The sequence below is a fragment of the Streptomyces sp. NPDC006463 genome (assembly GCF_042870715.1).
Taxonomy (GTDB): Bacteria; Actinomycetota; Actinomycetes; order Streptomycetales; family Streptomycetaceae; genus Streptomyces.
The window spans coordinates 346,875-365,897 of record NZ_JBIAHP010000001.1; the positions used below are offsets into that span (position 1 = coordinate 346,875).

The following is a 19,023-nucleotide window of genomic DNA, read 5'->3' on the forward strand; positions in this document are numbered from 1 at the left end:
ACTCACTCGTTCAGCCCGGCTTCGGGCACCCGGCCCGAGAAGGGGAGCGCCAGACCTTGAACACCGCCAACGAAGCACCCATCTATGCCCAGTTGATCAGGGAACGCGGTGATGTGCCCGGCCAGACGCGCCGGGAGGCGGAACAGATCCACAGGGAGCTGGCGCGGGTGATCGCTCCGGCGCCCTGGGCGACGAACGGCGGCGGCCTTCGATAGGCCACACCGCGGAAATTCGGCGAGGACGCACCTGCCTCATCGTTCGGGCGGCCCGCCGGCAGGCTTCCCCGTACCGGGGCCGTCGGCGGCGGCAGGTGCCTCGGCCGCCACCGGGTCCAGCACGCGGCGGAGGAAGTTCCTGGTCCGCTCGTGCAGCGGATGGGCGACCAACTGCGCCGCCGGCCCGTGCTCGACGATCACTCCGCCGTCCATGAACACGACGCGGTCCGCGACCTCGCGGGCGAAGCCCATCTCGTGGGTCACGACCATCATCGTCATGCCCTCGGCCGCCAGCACCCGCATCACCGAGAGCACTTCGCCGACCAGTTCCGGGTCGAGCGCCGAGGTCGGCTCGTCGAAGAGCATCACGTCCGGCCCCATCGACAGGGCCCGGGCGATCGCCACCCGCTGCTGCTGACCGCCGGACAGCTGCGCCGGGAAGGCGTCCGCCTTGTCGGCGAGGCCGACGCGCTCCAGGTTCTCCCGGGCGACCGCGGCGGCCTGCGCCTTGTCCCTGCCGAGCACCCGCCGTTGCGGCAGCGTGAGGTTCTCGGTGACGCTCACGTGCGGGAACAGATTGAACTGCTGGAAGACCATGCCGATGCGGCGGCGCACGGCGTCGATGTCGACATCCGGGTCGGTGACCTCCGTACCGCCGACGAAGACCTGGCCCTCGTCCGGCTCCTCCAGCAGATTCACACAGCGCAGCAGTGTCGACTTGCCCGAGCCGGACGGCCCGATCACACAGACCACCTCGCCGCGGGCGATGTCCAGGTCGATGCCCCGCAGGACGTGGCTGGCACCGAAGGACTTGTGCAGGCCCCTGATCTGGATCTCCGGGTGGTCCGCTGCCGTCATGTCCACCGCTCCCGTCTCCTGTGGCATCTCGTCCTCACGTGGTCCTGTCCGCGCGGGCCTCTAGACGACGCACCACCAAGCTCAGTGGCACGGTCACGAGCAGATAGCACAGACCGGCGACCAGGATCGGGGTGGAGTTGGCGGTCTCGCTGGCGAGGTCCCGGCCGAATTTGGTCAGTTCGCGCTCCTGCAGCGTCACGCCCAGGAACAGCACCAGCGAGGAATCCTTGAACAGCAGGACCAGTTCGTTGGTGAGCGGCGGGATGACGATGCGCAATGCCTGCGGGATGACCACCGACACCATGGCCCGGCCGTGCGAGAAGCCCAGCGAGCGGGCCGCCTCCATCTGCCCCCTGGGCACCGCCTGGATGCCGGCCCGGATCGTTTCCGCCATGTAGGCGGCCGCGACGAGACCGAGACCGAGCGCGACCTTGCCGTACGTGCCGCCGGGGATCTCGGTCCCGGGGAACGCCAGTGGCACCGCCACACCCACGAAGATGAAGATCAGCAGGGCGGGCAGGCCCCGGAACAGTTCGATGTAGATGCCGGCGACCCACCGGTACGGGGCCACCGACGACAGCCTCATCATGGCGATGACAAGACCGAGCACCAGGCCGAAGACGAACCCTGACGTCGTGTACACCACGGTGTTGCGCAGTGCGGTCGTGATGATCCTCGGGAAGAGCCGGATGGCGAGATCCGTCTGTGCGAACTGGTTCTGCAGCCGGTCCCAGTCGGCCAGGACACCGATCAGGACCAGCGCGGCCGCGAAGACCGCGTACTGGACGCCCTGCCAGAGGCGGCGCCGCTGCCGCCGGGTCAGCGATAAGGTCACGACGCGGCCTGGGGCAGCGGGCCGATCCACTGCTCGTAGAGCTTCTTGTAGGTACCGTCGGCCTTGGCGGTCGTGATCACCTTGTCGATCTCGGACAGGAGGGCGGTGTTGCCCTTCTTCACCGGGAAGCCGTACTTCTCACCGGTCTCGATGTTCTGCCCGAGGACGAACTCCGCCGCGTTCGCCTTGTCCCCCAGCCAGCCCTGGACGACCGGGTAGTCGATGACGACCGCGTCGACCTGGCCCGTGCGCAGTCCGTTCAGTACCGCGTCCGAGCTCTCGAAGGCGACCGGGTCGAAGCCCTGCCCCTTGGCGTAGCTCTCGCCGGTGGTCCCGGCCTGCGCGCCCAGCTTCTTCGCCTTCGCCTTGACGTCGGCGAGCGAGGTGATTCCGCTCTTCCCCGTCGCGAGGAGCGCCTGGGTCGCGTCGAAGTACGGGACGGAGAAGTCGACGTTCTTCCTGCGCTCGTCGGTGATCGTCATGCCGGCCGCGGCGAGGTCGCACTGGTCCGAGTTCAGGAACGCTCCGGTCTTGAAGTTTTCGAACGGCGTGTCGAGGATCTTCTGTTCGACCTTGAGGTTCTGCGCGACCAGATCGATCAGGGCCACGTCGAAGCCGACGACCTCGCCGCCCCGCTCGAACTGGAACGGCGGGTACGGCAGATGGGTGCAGGTGGTCAGCTTGCCCTTCTCGACGACGCGCACGCCTCCGGCGGCCTCTCCCGGCCCGCCGTCGCCGGAGGAGCAGCCGGCTGCGAGGAACATTCCCGCGGCGGCGGCAGCGCCGACCGTGGCACGGATGCGGTGACTGCTGCGGCGGGTGCGGCGTCGTTCGGCCGTCCGGAACACGGTTGACCTCCACGGGTGCGGGGCGGGCGGCGGTCGCGGGACGAGACCGTCCGCGGAGATCGTAAGCCCCGGCAGTCCGCCCCCGATGCTGCGTTTCGGACAACACCCTTGTCAACCCCAACAGTTGGGAATCCTTCCCATTACGCCAAGTTGGTCCAGACCAGTTGACGGCGACGCATCCGGAGGCATAAGTTCCCGGCCACGCCGCACGTCACGCTCCGGACTGCTCGCCTTCCCCCCACCACGATGGAGGCACTCCCATGCCCAACCGCACGCGAACCACCCGAACCCGAACCCGTCTGGCCTGCGGCCTCGGCGCCACTGTGCTCGGCGCGGCCGCCGTGCTGAGCGCCCCCGGAGCCGCCTTCGGCGCCAACCTCCTCACGAACGGCGACTTCGAGGGCGGCACACCGGCCGGCTGGTCCTGCAGCGGCGGCCTGGGCTCCGTCGTGAGTTCCCCCGTACACGGCGGCGGCAAGGCGCTGGCCGGGGCGGCCGGCGCCTCGGACAACGCCAAGTGCACCCAGACCGTCGCGGTCCGGCCCAACACCTCGTACACGCTCTCCGCATGGGTACGCGGCAGCTACGTGTACCTCGGCGTCACCGGCGGCGCGTCCACCTGGACGCCCTCCGCCACCGCCTACACCAAGCTCACCGTCTCCTTCACCACCGGCGCCTCCCAGACCAGTGCCGAGATCTACCTCAACGGCTGGTACGGACAGGGGACCTACTACGCGGACGACGTGGTCCTGGAGGGCCCCGGCGGCGGGTCCGACACCGTCGCCCCGACCACACCGGGGAGCCTCACCTCCACCGGCAAGACCTCCTCCAGCGTCTCGCTCGCCTGGACGGCCTCCACCGACAACGTCGGCGTCACCGGCTACGACGTCTACCAGGGCGCCGCCAAGGTGGCCACGTCCACCACGACCGGCGCGACGGTCGCCGGGCTGAGCCCCAACACCGCGTACACGTTCACCGTCCGCGCACGCGACCTGGCGGGCAACACCTCACCGGCCTCCAACGCCGCCACCGTCACCACCGACAACGGGACCACGCCGACCGGCTTCAAGCAGGCGGCGCCGTACCTCTACCTCGGCTGGGGCAATCCGCCGAGCGCGACCACGGTGATGAACGCGACCGGGGCGAAGTGGTTCACCATGGCCTTCATCCTCTCCTCCGGCGGATGCAACCCGGCCTGGGACGGCCAGCGCCCGCTGACCGGCGGGGCGGACCAGAGCACCATCAGCTCGATCCGGGCGGCCGGCGGCGACATCGTTCCGTCCATCGGCGGGTGGCAGGGCAACAAGCTCGGCCCCAACTGCGCGACGCCCGAAGCGCTGGCAGGTGCGTACCAGCGGGTGATCGACGCCTACGGCCTCAAGGCCATCGACGTCGACATCGAGAACACGGACGAGTTCGAGAACGCCGTGGTCCAGGACCGCATCATCGGCGCGCTCAAGATCGTCAAGCGGAACAATCCCGGTCTCAGGACCATCCTGACCTTCGGCACGAGCACGACGGGACCCACCTCGTGGGGTAACCGCCTCATCGAACAGTCCAAGGCGCAGGGCGCGGACATCGACGTGTTCACCATCATGCCGTTCGACTTCGGCAACGCCTCGACCGACATGTACGCCAGCACCGTCAGCGCGACCGAAGGCCTCAAGACGAAGCTCAAGTCCACCTTCGGCTGGGACGACGCCACCGCCTACTCCCACATCGGCATCTCCGGCATGAACGGCGTCAGCGACACCCAGGAGACCACCACGATCCAGAACTGGACCGACATCCGCAACTGGGCCAACGCCCACCACATCGCCCGTCTCGCCTTCTGGTCCGTCAACCGGGACCGTGGCTGCGCCGGCGGCGGGCTGCAGGAGAGTTGCTCCGGCATCGCCCAGAACGACTGGCAGTTCACCTCCATCACCACCGGCTTCACCGGCTGACCGGGGGGCAGCCCCCTAAGGGCTGTCCCGTAATCCCCGGCGGGCGCACGGCGCCGGGTACGGCACCTCGCCGCGTTGTCGGAACGCCCGAATACGCCCAGTATGGGGGCGCCCCTCCGCCTTGCGATGCACCGCATCCGACGCCGTGCGCTGACCCACCGGGGGTTACGGGACAGCCCTTAGGCGGCGGGCGGCCTGCGGGCCCGGACGGCGTGGACTCCGAGCGGGAAGGAGACGCGGTCCGGGTCCCGCAGCGCCGCGAGGGCGGAGTCGATCCCGGCCGCGGTCATGGAGCCGGACTCCCGCAGGCGCGGGGCGAGGGCGGCCACCGTCCGGTACCAGAATTCGGTGATCGGGGCGCCCTGCCGGAAGGCCGGCAGGGCGATCTCGGCGGCCATCTGCTCGTATCCGCACCGGTGGAGCACATCGGGTGCGCGCAGGCCCCAGTCCGGTTCCATTCCGTAGGAGCCCGCCAGGAGGGCGCAGATCCCTTCGACTGAGCGGCGGACGGGGTCGCCGGGCGGGAGGCCCGTGTGGGGGAAGTGCACCGCGTCTTCGAGCAGGAGGGTGCCACCGGGGGCCAGCCAGTCCCTCATCCGCTCCACCACACGCTCGCGTTCCGGAAGGTGCAGCAGGACGCAGCGGGCGTGGATCAGGTCGAAGGAGCCCGCCGGAAACGGGTCGCGGGTCACGTCGTGGCGCAGCACACGCACGTGGCCGGGCAGACCGCTGGACAGGTGGGTGGTGTCGAGGTCGGTCGCGGTGATCAGTCCCCGCGGGCAGCGCGAGGCCAGCCACGCGGCCACCGTGCCGGTGCCGGCGCCGACTTCCAGGACGCGTGCGTCTGGCGCCGGGCCTGTGGCGTCGAGGCGGCGGAACGTATCGGCGTCGAGGGCGTCGGTGAGTGCCCGCAGCCGTGCCGTCTCCGACGGGTTGGTCCGGCCGAGCTCATCGGCGTAGCGGCTGTCCGGGGTGGTCGGCACGTCGCGCCTCCTCCTGTCAGGGGATGCTTCGGGATCACAGGGCCAGCGGCTCCAGGTCGCGGTGGAACCGCCGTCCGTCACACGCGTGGCGGGTCAGGCCGTGGTCCTCGCCGAGCAGCCGGGCCAGTTCGGTCACCGATTCCGCGCGTATCCGTGCCGCCTCGTCCCCGCGGCCCATCGCGTCCAGGCTGATCGCCAGGTTGGAGGCGCTCGCCAGGGTCTCGGGGTGGTGCGCCCCGAGTGCCTCGCGCAGCCGCACCACCGCCGTCCGCTCCAGCTCCAGGGCGCCCTCGGGATCGCCCTGGTCGGCGCGGGCGTTGGCCAGGTTGAGGTGGGCGAAGACGGTGTGCGGGTGCTGGTCGCCCAGGACCTCGCGCATGTACCGGATCGTCTGCCGCAGCATCGTCTCCGCCGTTTCCGCCTCCCCCGTGCCCCAGTGGAAGACCGCCAGGTTGTTCACCGCGGCCAGTGTGTACGGGTCCCGTTCGCCCGGCACCTTCACGTACTCGTCCACCACCTCCTGCGCCAGGTCCCGCGCCCCGCCCGGGTCACCGGTCGCGAACATGTCGGCGGCCAGGTTGAGTTCGCAGGCCAGCAGGGCGGGGTTGACCGAGGTGTAGGTGGCCCGGTAGCGGTTGCGGGTCGCCGTGGTCAGCCGCAGCGCGTCCTCCACCTCGCCCGCCCGCCGCAGCGATACCGCGAGGTTCTTCGCCGCCGACAGGGTGCCGGGGAACGCCGGGCCCAGCTCTCGCTTGTAGAGCTCGTACGTCCGGCTCAGCAGCTGCACCGAGTCTTCGTACCGGCCCACCTCGCGCAGGTCGCGGGCCAGGTTCTGCGCCGAGGACAGGGTGTACGGGTGGTTCGGGCCCAGTACCTCGGTGCGCCGGTGCAAGACCTCCTGGTCGATCTCGCGGGCCCGCGCGTACCGGCCGACCATCCGCAGGTTCAGCGCGAGGTTGTTCGCGGCGGCCAGGGTGCGCGGGTGCGCCTCGTGGAAGATCTGCCCGAGGCCCTCGTGCGCGGCCGTGGCCAGCTCCATCGCCTCGCCGTACCGACCCAGCGCGCCCAGGTCCATCGCCAGACCGCTGGTCGTCATGTACGTGTGCGGGTGCGAGGGACCGAGCACGCTGCGCTGGCGCTCCAGCGTGACCTCGTCCAGCTCCTTCGCCTCCACGAACCGGCCCTGCGAGCGCAGGATGTTGGAGAGGTGGAAGCACAGGTACAGGTACTGGAGGTCGTCCTTGTCCAGGGTCTCCTTCCAGGTCTCGCGCAGCTCCTCGCCCAGCGCGTACGCGGCCTTGAAGTCACCGCGCTTCCAGAGGTAGCGGACCCGGTCGATCATCAGCCGGCGGGGCTCCGGCTCCCGGCAGAACCGGGCCTCGGACGGCGTCAGGTGCGGCCAGATCATGTTGAACCGGGGCCAGGACTCCGGGTCGTCTATCGGCTCGTCGTCGTCCGGCCGCGCCCCGGCCAGGATCCGGTGCACCGCGTGCCGGGCCTCGCGCTGCTCCTCCTCGGACAGCTGCGCCCGGATCACCGCCTGCACCAGCCGGTGCACCTGGATGCTGTTGTCGGTCTGGTCCACCTTGGCCAGCGCGAACCGGCCGATCTCCCGGATCACCCGGCCCAGCACCAGCTTCTCCTGGAGGGAGGAGTCGTACGGCTTCAGTGCGTCGATCGTCTCCTTGCTGTAGAGGAGGTTCGCGGAGACCGGCTCCGGCCCGAAGAACGCGAGCAGTTGCAGCAGCCGTACGGCGGCGGGCGAGCGGGACCGGAGCCGCTCGATGGACACGTTCCAGGTCGCGGCGACCGGCTCCGGGTAGCCGGGCGGCTGGTTCAGCCCCAGCACGCGGGCAGTCTGCAGGTCCAGCTGCTCCAGGTACGCGGACACCGGCGTCGCCGTCTCCGCGATCCACGCGCCCGCCTGCTCGACGGCGATGGGCAGGTCGCCCACCGCGACGGCCACCTGCTCGGCTTCGTCCTCGGTCAGCCCGGGGGCCCGGCGGCGGAGGTGCTCGATGGACTCCTCGCGCAGGAACACGTCCACCGGGAGCGCGTCCCCGTACTGCGACCAGGACTGGTTGCGGGAGGTCACCAGGACGTGGCCCGGGCCGCCCGGCGGGAAGAAGCGTACGAGCGTCTCGGGGTCGTCGGCGTTGTCGAAGACCAGCAGCCACCTCGAGGTGGGAACCCCGCGCCGCAGCAGGTCGATCGCCTCCTGGCAGGCGGCCGACATGTCTTCGCCGGTCTGCGCGCCGAGCCGTTCGGCCAGCTCCGCGAGGGCCTCGACCACGTCGTCGGTCTGCTCCGAGGGGATCCACCAGACCAGGTCGTAGTCCGCCATGAACCGGTGGACGTACTCCAGCGCCACCTGGGTCTTGCCCACACCGCCCAGCCCGTACAGGGTCTGCGGCTGCGGCAGCACCACGCTCATGCCGCCGCCGAGCTGGTCGCGCATCCTTTCCAGCACGATGCCGCGCCCGGTGAACCCGGGGTCGCGGGGTGGGGCGTTCCAGATCTTCGGGATCGTTCCCGGGAACCGGGGACCGGGCACGCGGGAGTCGGCGACGCCGGACGGAAGCTGCACGGGCCGCTGCACCGCCTGCAGCAGTGCGGTGGTGGCGTGCACCTCGTCGAGCCGGAACAGGTCCGCCGGGTTGCGGTCGAGGTACGAGGTGGGCAGGCGTACGTCGTCCACCCTGAGCGGCACGAGTCCGGCTCGGCCGTCGGTAGCGTCGTGCGCGACCGCGCGCTCCCACGCATCCACGGCGCGCTCGGACCTGAGGTAGGCGCGGGAGAGCAGCACCACGGTGCGGGCGCCGTCCTGGGTGACGCCCGCCGTCGCTCCGGGCGCCCGGGCTGCGGACACCTCCTTGAGCACGACCCGGAAACCGGCCGAGGTGAGCACCGATTCGATCCAGTCGGCCCACATCCGGTTCTCGGCGACGTGGACGAGGGTCAGGTCCACCGGCAGGGCCGGGCGGCGGGTGAAGGCATCCCGGATCCTGAGCCGTGCCTCCTCGCCGACGGCGGGCATGGAGGTGACCTCGCCCCCGGTGAGTACGGCGGTGAGACGTTCGAAGGCGGAGAGCAGGGAGTCGGCGGCCCCGGCCTCGTCGGCGAAGGCGGCCAGCGTCTCCTCGTAGGCGTAGTAGGGGCGGTACGGCACCTCCACGGCGCCCCAGTAGGAGGTGAGCTCGTCTCCGCGGAGGCCGCCGGGGAAGCCGTCGAAGCTGGTCCGGGCCAGCGCGCGGCCGGCGTCGGCCTTCTCCTCCTCGCTCTCGTCGACGCGCATCGGGACCGGGTAGATCGTGATGCCTCGGTCGTGGAACCGCTGGTCGATCTGCCGGGCGACCGAGGCGGCGCCGTCGATGGACTGGTCGGACAGGGTGAAGCAGTCGACCAGGACGTCGGGGAGGTGGACGGTGCAGATGTCGGCGGTGTCGGACAGGCCGGCGCGGCTGTCGATCAGGACGTAGTCGTAGTTCCGCTTCATGTCGGCCCTCAGGGCGTCGAAGAAGAGGCCGCCGCCGAGCCGGTCGTAGAAGTTGTCCCAGTCGAAGGTGGACACGGTCGCCGAGTACTCGCGGTTCTGCCTGCCCGCCGAGACGAAGTCGAGGGTGCCGCCGTCGGGGAACTCCCAGCCCATCGTTTCGGGGGCGAGGGACACCGCGTGCGGCTGGATCCGCGCGTAGTCCTGGTGCCAGTCGTAGGCGCGCTGGACCGGGCTGGTGGCGGCCCAGGCGTACTCGCTGATCAGGTCGATGACCCCGGTGGTGGCTCCGAGCGCGGCAGGGTCCAGGAAGGGATGGAAGTACCGGTGCAGGCCCGGGGCCTCCAGGTCCCAGTCCACGGCGAGCACCCGCTTGCCGTTGGCGGCGAGGATCCAGGCGGTGTTGGCCAGCGCCATGGTGCGGCCCGTGCCGCCCTTGTAGGAATAGAAGGTGACGATACGTCCGTCCAGGCTCCCGCGCCTCACTGTCATCCGCTTCCCCCCGGTAGGCGCCCTCCAGATGGTTGTGCCCAGCGGGGCCAGGTGTAGGCGTCGGGCCGCCGGGCGGCCGGCGGCTCACCGGCGGGCGGGCGCTCCGTGGACCCGGCCGGGTGCCCGGTGTCCCACGACGCGCGCAGGACTCACAGGCAGCCGGACAGGACGGCCGCAGCCGGTTTTCCGAGGCGTGTGCACGGGGCCGGGCCGCGGACGTGGCCGCCGCCGGGTTCGGCGTCGGCCCGGGCCCCGGCCGCGAGCGCCGCGCTGACCAGGGTGGCCAACAGGTCGATGTCGGACCCGATGTCCAGGCGCAGCGTCACCCACTCGGATCCGGCTCGCAGGCGGATCGCGGACGATCCGGCGAGAGCCGGCCGAAGCTTCGTGATCATCGCGTGGCTCAGGTGGACATCGGCTTCGTGATCGCCGTGAAAGTGAACGATCTCCCGCAGACCCGCGTTCAGCCCGAACCCCGCGCCGCAGAGGGCCGGGCCTTCGCTCAGGGCAGACCAACGCATCAGCTGTTCACTGGCGAGCCTAGCTGTGTTCATCCCCCGAGCGTGCCCGCCTCCCGACCGACACCACAAGGCCCTTGACCGAATCACACCCTCCGTTATTCGCGGACAGAGCGTAAACACCTCTGAAGGTGAACACTGTTCGGCTTACGGGGTGGAAGGCGGCCCGGCCCGGCCGGTGGCCTGCCCAGGTCGAACGGCCGGATCAGCTGCGGTCAGGGGCTTCGCCGTCATCGCCCGAGGACGGCGTGTGTTCGTCGCCCTCGGCTTCGTCCCCCACTGCCTCGTCACCCTCGGCTTCGTCACCCTCGGCTTCGTCGAGCTCACGCATCCGGCGTTCGACGCCTTCCTTCAGGCTCTCCCCTTCCGGCGGCTCATCAGCCGCCGGTGCCGGGCCCGGCGCATCGGCCCCGGGCCGGTGGATCTTCTGGCGGATTCTGTCCGCGCGAGCCTTGCGCTGCTGAGCGTCATCGCTCACGGCGGCCCCCCTGACGGTCGGACCGAGGGCCGTATGGAGTGACGGCCACCGTCACTTCCCCTTCCCCTTCGCCTTCCCCTTTCCCTTTCCCTTCCACGCCTCTGCCGCAGGGTTCGCGGTCTTCAGGCCCTCGATCTGGGCTCGCCATGCTTCGGCCCTGGCGCCGGTGGACTCCTTGGCCCGCGCTGTGAGTGCCTTCGCGGCGCTGAAGCGCTCGGAGGTCGGACCGCTGCGGGCGAGGCGGCTGACCGTCTTGGTCTTGGCGTCGATGGCCGCGCGGATACTTCCGCTGCCGGTCAGACGCCCCAGGTTGCGGAACTTCGATTTGTTGCCCTCGAACCAGGTCTCCTGCCACCACTCGTCCGATACCGGGTCGCGCCAGCTGATGTATCCGCCGCGCAGCACCTGCCTGGGCTCCTCGATGTGACCGCCGAAGCTGTAGCGGGCACCCTCGACCTTGACCGGGTCATAGAACCTCGGGGTGAAGAAGTCCGAGACGAGCAGGCCGTTGATGGTGTAGCCGAACTCCTCGGCCTCCGAGGGGTCGGAGACCTCCACCAGGAACTCGACCATTCCCTGGTCCGGGTGCCGAGACTTGCCGGACACCAGACGATTGCCGAACGGATCGGCGCACATCTCCAGCATCTCGTGGCTCGCCGTCAGTGACCAGCTCTCGCCGAACTCGATCAGGGAGAACGGCTGTCCGTTCTCATCCGTGTGGAACCCCGCCGCGTCGGGGACGTCGTCGACCACGATCAGCGGCCAGTACCCGACGGGCACGTCCTCCAGTCTTTCGAAGGCGTCCACGGTTGCGTTGACGTCCCAGATCGGCCCGAAGTCGCGGGTCGCCTGCTTCTGCAGGGCAGCGGCCACCCGGGTGAGCTGCGAGGGGGTGATCTGGTTGGTCTGAGTCTCTGATACGAGGGCGAGCTGGACGATCAGCATGGGCGTGCCGGCCTTTCGTTCGGTGACAGCGGCGGCTGCCGGACGCCACGAGCTTCACCAACGGGCGGTGCGATCATGCGCCTCTGCGCCCAGACGTGCGCATATGCCAGTCGAACGGTGGACACACATCCACCACCTGCCGCCGTGCGCCGCCTTCGGGTCCGCCACACGCATAATCGTTTCTTCGATTCAGGCCAGCCAGATCGGGTTGGTCAGCGCCGCCGGGGGTCCCGGCAGGGCCGGAATCTGGGACGGACGGCGGACCTCCGCCCGGACGTAGGTCGTACGGGCGGGCGTCGTGCGCCATTCAAGGGAGGCGGCCGCCGGAGCCGTGAAGGCCACGCCCTGGTCGGTGACCAGCCTCAGGTCGCATCCGTCGGCTCCGGCAACGCTCAGCCGGATCAGGATCTCCGTGTCGTCCGGGACCTGGAGCCGGTCGCCGATCCCGGCGCGCGCCCCGCGTGCGGTCACCGCGTCGAACGCCAAGGAGACGGCGTCGGATTCGGCGGCGTAGCTGTGGCCGGACCGCAGCCCGGCCAGGATCGCCTCGCGCGACAGGTCGTCGGCCAGGACCACCGTCTGCGGTGTGCCCACCCGGTCCGGATCCCGGTGGTAGTCGCTTGAGGCGATGGCCGGGAGCCACCGCTCACCGCCGCCGCGCAGGGTCGCGTCCCACGATGCGAGGGCGACCTCGTCGTCCGGGGTCCAGGTTCCGTTCCACACCTCGACCGCGTCGGCTTCGCCGAAGCCGAACTTCCAGGCGCAGCCGATGCACGTGGCGTGCGGATGGGCGGGGACGACCAGCCCTCCGGCCTTGTGTATCGCGTGTGCGACACGACCGAAGCGGTGGTCGCGTTCCCGGTATCGCCAGTCCACGAAGGTGCCTGGTGCGGTACCTACCGCTAGGACGTGGCCGGTGCGGGTGGTGACCTCCTCGCCGGTCAGTACGAGCAGTCCGGGCGCGGCCTCGGCGACCGGCCCCCACACCGCGTGCGCCGAGTGGGTGTTGTGCTCCGAGGAGTTGATGAAGTCCAGGCCCGCCGCCCGTGCGAGATCGCCGAGTTCGGCGGGGGTGCGCCGGCCGTCGGAGTGCACGGAGTGCAGGTGGCAGTCGCCGCGGTACCAGGCCCGGCCGCGGCCCCGGGCCCGCTGCGGCGGGTGGGCTGGAACCGCGGGCGGGGCAGGGTCGCCGGAGGTGAAGGTGGCGGTGATCTCGTAGGCCAGGCCGCCGGGCGCCACCGTGTACGGGCCGAGCGCCAGGTACCACCGGCCCGGCTCTATCGGGCCGGGCAGGTAGCCCGGGGTGGCCTCGTCCGTGCGGAGGAAGAACTCTTTGCGCGCACCGCCGGACCAGCCCCGGAAGCCGCGGCCCCCGACCGAGGTCCCTCTCTGGTCGAAGATGCCCATGTCGAGTGCGTTACCGGCGGTGCCCGGCGGCACGGGCGGCTTGTCGTACGTATAGGAGATACGTAACTCAGCGGTGCCCGGCGGGACTTCCAGGGCGACGTACACCCAGTCCGGGGCGCCGGGCGGGATCGTGCCGCGCAGGGTGCGGGTGGTGGTGTCCTGGCCGGTGGGGGTGAGGGAGCCGGCGGCCGCGGCCGCTCCGGTTGCCAGCAGTTCTCGTCTACTGATAGCCATCCGGCAACGGTGACAGCCGCGGGTGAACGGGGCCTGAAGCGCGGACGGCCGCCCGGGCCGCGCGGAGTCACCCGCCCGGCCCGGACACCTTTCACGGATAGCTGACCAGATTGGCCACGTTGGTGGACGAGTTGGAAGGTCCTCCCCTGTCGTTGACGACGTGCCGGATGGTCCCGGTGCCGCCGAGCGAGACCGTCACCATGCTCCGCAGGCGCACGTTCGGATGGGCCGGGACCTCGAAGGCGCGCTCTGCGGTCACGCCGGGGTCGACGTTGAAGAAGCAGTAGCTGCCGAGTCCGAAGGCCTGGTGGCTGGTCACGTCGGCGGCGACCTTGTACGCGGCGTAGCCCTGCGTGGAGCCGTTCATCCAGGCTGCCTGGTCCGGCGGGTCGTACGGCATCTCGTTCTGGTAGAAGTACGTGCGCCCGCCGTTGCCGTTCCACACGGTCTGGTGCTTCTGGTAGTGCTCGACGAACAGTCCGTACATGATCACGTTGTCGCCGTTGACCACGAGTCCCGTGTCCGCCGTGTTGCTGTTCCAGCCGATGCCGCTGCCGTGGTCGCCGCGCCAGATCCACATGTGGTCGCCGATGACGTCGTGGCTGTTGACGACGATGCTGGTGGTCGCCCTGCCCACGGCGGCTCCGCCGACGCGGAAGAAGACGTCGTGCAGGGAGGTGGGGTTCGCCGAGTGGCCCGCGGCGGAGCCGGCCGGGCCGACCTCCATCAGTGTCTTCGAGTTGGCGGGACCGGCGTCGAAGAGCACGCCCGCCACCTTCACGCCGTCGACGTCGGCGACCGTCATGGCGGTGACGCCGTTGTCGGGAATGAAGGTGGCGAGGCCGAGACCGAGGACGACGGTGTCCGGCCGGGTCACCCGAAGGGGCTGGTCCAGGTGGTAGACACCGGGGGTGACCAGCAGGTTCTTGCCCTCGGCCAGGGCGGCGTTGATCTGTGCGGCAGTCGCCCCGGACTTGACTACGAAGAACTGGTCCATGCCGAGCGAGCTGCCCGCCGCGTTCCCGTTCGCCCACGTGGTGGCGGAGGAGTCGGCGCGCAGCGAGGGCACGAACACCCTGTAGGCGCCCGCGCCGTCCAGGTACAGGAAGGGCTTCTCGCGGACCGTGGGGGTCTGGTCCACGCTGGTGTACGGCGGGTTGGGGAAGCTGTTGCCCGGCACGCCCTGGCTGCCGACGAAGACCATGTTCCAGTTGGCGCCGTTCCAGCTGCCGAGCTGGGAGTTGCGGGTCAGCCACTGCTGCTGGGTCCCCGACCGCACCTGGCCGTCGACCTTGCTGTCGGCCATGAAGCCGCCGCTGGCCCAGCCTCCGTCGTCCAGCGCGAGGTTGCCGCGTACGTGCATGCGCCGGTAGGGCGCGGCCTGGGACACCGCCCATCGGTCGGTTCCGCCGGTCGGGTTCACCGACAGGTTCTCGGCGCCGCGCCAGAAGTTCTGGGTGGCGTTGTTCGGCGGGAACCAGTCGGCCTCCACGTGCACGGCGCCGTTGATGGTGACCGAGTCGGGCGACTGGCCGAGACCGAGGACCTGGGTGTAGAAGCCGACGTTGACGTCGTTGCTGTACGTACCCGGCTTGAACATCACCGCGTAGCGCTGGGGGCCGAACTGGTTGGTCTCCTGCTGCCGGAAGATGGAGTTCAGTCGGCTCTGGATCGTGGAGGAAGGCATCGACGGGTCGAAGACGACCACGTTCGGGCCGAGATCGACGTCCCCGGGCCCGGTGCTCACCGGCGCGACCTGAAAGCGCTGGGCCGCAGTGCCGTTGCAGGTGTACTGCACCAGCTGGACGCTGTCGGCGGTAGAGGCTGCGGGCACGTCCAGGCACTTGCCGCTGTGTCGGCTGACGAAGTGGTAGGCGCCGCCGCCTTCTTCGACGGCCCGCCACTGCTGGTTGTCGCCGCCGCCGTACGTCCACAGGTGCAAGGCCGCGTTGTCCGCCGAGGACGTGTTGCTCACGTCGACCACCTGGCTGACGTCGTTGCGGTTGCCGATACGGACGAAACCGTCGCCGGTCGGCGTGAAACTCCACTGCTGTGCACCGCTGTTGTTGCAGGTGTACTGCTGTACCGCCGTACCGTTCGCGGTCGCTGCCGAGCCCGCGTCCAGGCACTTGCCGCTGCCGGCGTTCACCACGGTGGACCAGCCCGCGGGCAGGGCGGCGGCCGCCCCGGCCGATGTGTGTGGGGTGGCCGCCTGGGTGGGCTGGACGGCGGCGAGGACCGAGGCGGCCGAGGCCGCGGCCACGAATGCCGTGACCCACGGCCCGGCGATCCGGGTCATCGGGTCACCGTCCACTTCTGGTTCGCGGCTCCCGTGCAGGTCCAGATCTGCAGCCGGGTGCCGTTGGCCGAGCTGTTGCCGGCGGCGTCAAGGCACTTGTTCGCCTGTGGGTTGACGATGTCGCGTGCCGCAGGAACGGCCCATTGCTGGGCGGCCGTTCCGTTGCAGTCCCAGAGCTGGACCTTCGTACCGTCGGCCGTGCCGCCCGACGCCACGTCCAGGCACTTGCCGAGTGCGCGGATCGTTCCGTCGCCCCCGAGGCTCCATCGCTGGGCGGCCGTGCCGTTGCAGTCGTAGAGCTGTACGGGCGTCCCGTTCGCGGTGGCGGCCCCCGCCACGTCCACGCACTTGCCGCCGATCCCGGTGATGGCGCCGCCGGGCCGGACGCTGTCGGTGGTGACCCGGACGTAGTCGACCAGCAGCTGCTGCGGGAAGGCGGTGCTGCCGTCGGGGTCGCCGGGCCAGTAGCCGCCGACCGCGAGGTTGAGGATCAGGAAGAACGGCTTGTTGAAAACCCACTGGCGTCCGCCGAGGTCGGCGGGGGTGCGCCGCTGGTACACGGCGCCGTCCACGGACCAGGTGATGGCGTCCTGGCTCCACTCGACGGCGAAGGTGTGGAAGGCGTCGGCGAACGCCTGCCCGCCGGGCAGGGTGTAGCCCGCGCCGATACCGCCGGAGCCGGAGTAGCCGGGGCCGTGCAGGGTGCCGTGAACCGTGGACGGCTCGAAGCCCACGTTCTCCATGACATCGATCTCGCCCGAGGCGGGCCATCCGACCTGGCCTATGTCATCGCCCAGCATCCAGAACGCGGGCCACATTCCCTGCCCCCGCGGAATCTTCATCCGGGCCTCGACGCGGCCGTACTTCGCGGTGAACCTGCCGGCCGTGTTCAGGCGGGCGGACGTGTACTCGCACTTTCCGTACCAGCACTGGTAGTTGCCCGGATTCTCCCGGCGGGCGGTGACGACGAGATGCCCCTGGCCGTCGAGGGCGGCGTTGCGGTTGTCCGGGGTGTAGTACTGCCGCTCGTGGTTGTTGACGTTGTCGCCCGTCTCGATCTGCCACTTCGCTCCGTCGACGGCAGCGCCCGCGGGCCCGTCGAACTCGTCGGAGAACGTGACGGCGGCCGACGCTGCTGCGGCGGCCGCCGGTGCGGGGGCGTTCCCTGCGGGCAAGCCCTGCGCCAGGCCGGTGGACAGCGACACGAGGGCGAGAACCGGGACAAGGGACAGCAGGGAGCGCCGGGTTAAGCGCGGGAAGTCCATGAGTCTCCCTTCCTGGCATGCGCATGACAGATCCTGCACGCCAGGGTTCGAGGGGGGTGGGTACTTAGTTCATTACGTGATTTAAGAAGTGAACAAATTCCCTGTCAAGGGTCGGTGCATGGCTCACATTCGTGAACGCTCAGAAGCGCGCGGGAAGTCGCGGGAAGTCACAGAAGCTGCGGGAAGTCACGGTAAGCCGGGGCTCCGAGCGACGCGCCTCCGCCATCGCGGCGGCTGACAGACCGTCCGGGGCGGGCGCAGGGGTGAAGACGTATCCATCATGACAGGTCAGACGGCGTTTTCGTAGGACCAAGGGCACAGTCGAATGCCCTTGTTTGGGTACCGGTGCGGCTTTCAGAATCACCCTCATGAATCACACGGCGCACATCAATCACGACGCGGTACTGCGGGCCCGGGTGGCCCTCCTCGGATCGGAGACGCTGCCGGTCCGGCAGCAGGTCGCAGCCTTTCGCGTTCTCGTCCAGGTGAGCCCGTTGGCGTATCTCCCTCTCCTGACGGGCGCTCTGTACGAGTACAGCCGTCAGGAGTTCGCGCATCAGCCCGAAACGGCGCTGGCCCTCCGGGCCGAGTCCGTCGACGCCGCCCGTCGCATGCACGCGTTGGAGCCCGAGCGGACGTCGCTGCTCCTCACCGCGTTGATCCGCTACGGGGAGCAGCTGAGTACCATGAACCGTCACGACGAACTCGCGGACGTGAAGGCGGAGATCACTCTCCTCGGAAGGGCCGACCCCCATGCACGTTGATCCCGTCAGCCAAGCGCGACGTCTCGCCCATGACCGTTTCCCCGACGCGCTGTCCGTGATCCTCGCCGGATCGACGGCGGCCGGACGGGCAAAACCCGGCAGCGACCTGGACATCGCCGTGCTCATCGGGGACGGTGGCGAAACCGGCCGGGAGACCGTCCGGTTCGAGGGACGTGTCGCCGAGCTGTTCTTCCACACCCGCGCCGGTCTCGCGGAGCTCTTCGCCGCGGACGTCGCCGCACGTCGTGCGGTGATGCAGAGCATGTACGCCACCGGTCTCGTCCTGGTCGACACGGACGGTGAGGCCGGGCGGGCCCGGGCACTGGCCGAAGCTGATCTCCGCCAGGGTCCGCCGGCGCTCGACCAGCAGACGGTCGAGACCAAGAGGTACGGACTGACGGACGCGCTGGACGACCTCGCCGACGCGGACGACCGCTTGGAGCGTCTCGCGGTGGCCGGGTTCGTCCTGGGCTCTGCGGCCGATCTGCTCTTCGACCACCACCGCGCATGGAGCGGCGGCGGGAAGTGGCTGCCGCGACGCCTTGTGGAGGCGGACGCGCGACGCGGGGCCGCCCTGCTCGAAGGGCACCTGTCCCTGTGCGAGTCGGGCGACCCGTCGCTCATGACCGGCGCGGCGTCGGAGGTCCTCGACCTCGTCGGCGGGCCGTTGCGCGAGGGGTATCGGCGGACCTGGCGCGGCGTCATCGAATCGGTGGCCGCGTCGGCCTGACGCCGACAGGCTCCGCGGCCCGGGGGACCCGGCCAGGCCCGGCCGGCCCGCGCAAGCGGCGGGGCCGGGCGGCGGGCCGCCGCCCTGCCGTCCGCGACGCGGACGGCAGGGCGGCTGCGGCTACTTCTTGACCTCGTTGATGCAGAGCACGAACTGCTTGCCCGAGCTCCGGCGGGAGCCTCGGGTCTGCTCGTGGTAGCCGATGTCCGACTTGCCCTCGCACTTGGAGGTGTCCAGCGTGTCGGGGATCACCGCGACGACCTTGTACTTGGCGTCGGCGCCCCCGCACTTCACCACCTGAAGGTCAGGAGTCACCGTGGACCCGTTGTTCTTCAGGCAGTCCCCGGCCTTCGCCTTGTCGGCGTCGTCCCGGCTCAGGAAGTAGCCCACCGCGCAGGCGATGAGGACGACCACCACACCGATGATCTTGAGGATCTTCATGACACCCAAGCCCCCGCTCCGAGAGGGCTGCGGCACGGGCGCGGGCCCGGCCCACTGCTGGTGCTGAGGCTGCATCGGCATCTGCTGCTGGGGCGGGTACATCTGCTGCTGCTGGTATCCGGGCGGCGGCCCCGGCTGGGGCGGGTACCCCTGCGGCGGCTGCTGTCCGTACGGGCCGGGCTGGCCGTACGGACCAGGGCCTTGCTGCGGCGGATAAGTCATCTAGGAGTCCCCCGTGGGCGTGTACATGTCCTATTGAAGGGATCACGCTA

General features: G+C 70.1%; 16 protein-coding genes. 4 read left to right on the forward strand and 12 right to left on the reverse strand.

Annotated features, from left to right (window positions below; all coding sequences use genetic code 11):
- Positions 1-56: 56 nt before the first annotated feature.
- Entirely contained in the window at positions 57-215 is a 159-nt protein-coding gene (locus tag ACFYOB_RS01695) for a hypothetical protein (protein ID WP_388553004.1), read from the forward strand.
- 36 nt (positions 216-251) lie between these two features.
- Here the strand turns inward: ACFYOB_RS01695 and ACFYOB_RS01700 are convergent, their stop codons facing one another.
- Genes ACFYOB_RS01700 through ACFYOB_RS01710 form a run of 3 tightly spaced genes read right to left on the reverse strand, consistent with a single transcriptional unit; the run spans position 252 to position 2,672 of the window.
- Positions 252-1,073 carry an amino acid ABC transporter ATP-binding protein gene (locus tag ACFYOB_RS01700; protein WP_388553006.1) on the reverse strand — a complete coding sequence of 274 codons (822 nt, stop codon included), beginning with the start codon at positions 1,071-1,073 and terminating at the stop codon, positions 252-254.
- Between the two features lie 34 nt (positions 1,074-1,107).
- Positions 1,108-1,938, reverse strand: coding sequence for an amino acid ABC transporter permease (locus ACFYOB_RS01705; RefSeq protein WP_388553009.1), 831 nt, complete (start codon positions 1,936-1,938; stop codon positions 1,108-1,110).
- Positions 1,905-2,672 carry an ABC transporter substrate-binding protein gene (locus ACFYOB_RS01710; protein ID WP_388553991.1) on the reverse strand — a complete coding sequence of 256 codons (768 nt, stop codon included), beginning with the start codon at positions 2,670-2,672 and terminating at the stop codon, positions 1,905-1,907. Before ACFYOB_RS01710 ends, ACFYOB_RS01705 begins: the two co-directional genes overlap by 34 nt.
- A gap of 344 nt (positions 2,673-3,016) precedes the next feature.
- On the opposite strand from ACFYOB_RS01710, the gene ACFYOB_RS01715 reads away from it, so the two are divergent.
- Complete coding sequence (locus ACFYOB_RS01715) at positions 3,017-4,702, forward strand: carbohydrate binding domain-containing protein (RefSeq protein WP_388553011.1); 1,686 nt, start codon at positions 3,017-3,019, stop codon at positions 4,700-4,702.
- Between the two features lie 179 nt (positions 4,703-4,881).
- Here ACFYOB_RS01715 and ACFYOB_RS01720 read toward each other — a convergent pair whose 3' ends face one another.
- The 8 genes from ACFYOB_RS01720 to ACFYOB_RS01755 form a co-directional block, all read right to left on the reverse strand.
- Positions 4,882-5,685: a class I SAM-dependent methyltransferase gene (locus ACFYOB_RS01720; RefSeq protein ID WP_388553014.1), complete on the reverse strand. Its 804-nt coding sequence runs from the start codon at positions 5,683-5,685 to the stop codon at positions 4,882-4,884.
- A gap of 34 nt (positions 5,686-5,719) precedes the next feature.
- Complete coding sequence (gene fxsT / locus ACFYOB_RS01725; protein ID WP_388553017.1) at positions 5,720-9,670, reverse strand: FxSxx-COOH system tetratricopeptide repeat protein; 3,951 nt, start codon at positions 9,668-9,670, stop codon at positions 5,720-5,722.
- 149 nt (positions 9,671-9,819) lie between these two features.
- The gene (locus ACFYOB_RS01730) at positions 9,820-10,224 is read right to left on the reverse strand and encodes a luciferase family protein (RefSeq protein ID WP_388553020.1); all 405 of its coding nucleotides are present in this window, start codon (positions 10,222-10,224) and stop codon (positions 9,820-9,822) included.
- A 169-nt stretch (positions 10,225-10,393) separates the two neighbouring features.
- Complete coding sequence (locus ACFYOB_RS01735) at positions 10,394-10,666, reverse strand: hypothetical protein (RefSeq protein ID WP_388553023.1); 273 nt, start codon at positions 10,664-10,666, stop codon at positions 10,394-10,396.
- 51 nt (positions 10,667-10,717) lie between these two features.
- On the reverse strand, positions 10,718-11,611 hold the full coding sequence (locus ACFYOB_RS01740) for a hypothetical protein (protein ID WP_388553026.1): 894 nt from the start codon (positions 11,609-11,611) through the stop codon (positions 10,718-10,720).
- Positions 11,612-11,800: 189 nt separating this feature from the next.
- Positions 11,801-13,252 (reverse strand): CehA/McbA family metallohydrolase, encoded by a 1,452-nt coding sequence (locus tag ACFYOB_RS01745; protein ID WP_388553029.1) that lies wholly within the window; start codon positions 13,250-13,252, stop codon positions 11,801-11,803.
- Between the two features lie 91 nt (positions 13,253-13,343).
- A complete protein-coding gene (locus ACFYOB_RS01750) occupies positions 13,344-15,551 on the reverse strand; it encodes an RICIN domain-containing protein (RefSeq protein ID WP_388553031.1) in 2,208 nt (735 codons plus the stop codon).
- Positions 15,548-16,816, reverse strand: a complete 1,269-nt coding sequence (locus ACFYOB_RS01755; protein ID WP_388553034.1) for a ricin-type beta-trefoil lectin domain protein — start codon at positions 16,814-16,816, stop codon at positions 15,548-15,550. The genes ACFYOB_RS01750 and ACFYOB_RS01755 overlap by 4 nt, the downstream gene beginning before the upstream one ends.
- Positions 16,817-17,184: 368 nt before the next feature.
- On the opposite strand from ACFYOB_RS01755, the gene ACFYOB_RS01760 reads away from it, so the two are divergent.
- Positions 17,185-17,580, forward strand: a complete 396-nt coding sequence (locus tag ACFYOB_RS01760) for a hypothetical protein (RefSeq protein WP_388553037.1) — start codon at positions 17,185-17,187, stop codon at positions 17,578-17,580.
- Positions 17,570-18,310 (forward strand): nucleotidyltransferase domain-containing protein, encoded by a 741-nt coding sequence (locus ACFYOB_RS01765; protein WP_388553040.1) that lies wholly within the window; start codon positions 17,570-17,572, stop codon positions 18,308-18,310. Before ACFYOB_RS01760 ends, ACFYOB_RS01765 begins: the two co-directional genes overlap by 11 nt.
- A 120-nt stretch (positions 18,311-18,430) precedes the next feature.
- Here ACFYOB_RS01765 and ACFYOB_RS01770 read toward each other — a convergent pair whose 3' ends face one another.
- The gene (locus tag ACFYOB_RS01770) at positions 18,431-18,973 is read right to left on the reverse strand and encodes a hypothetical protein (RefSeq protein ID WP_388553043.1); all 543 of its coding nucleotides are present in this window, start codon (positions 18,971-18,973) and stop codon (positions 18,431-18,433) included.
- Between the last annotated feature and the right edge of the window lie 50 nt (positions 18,974-19,023).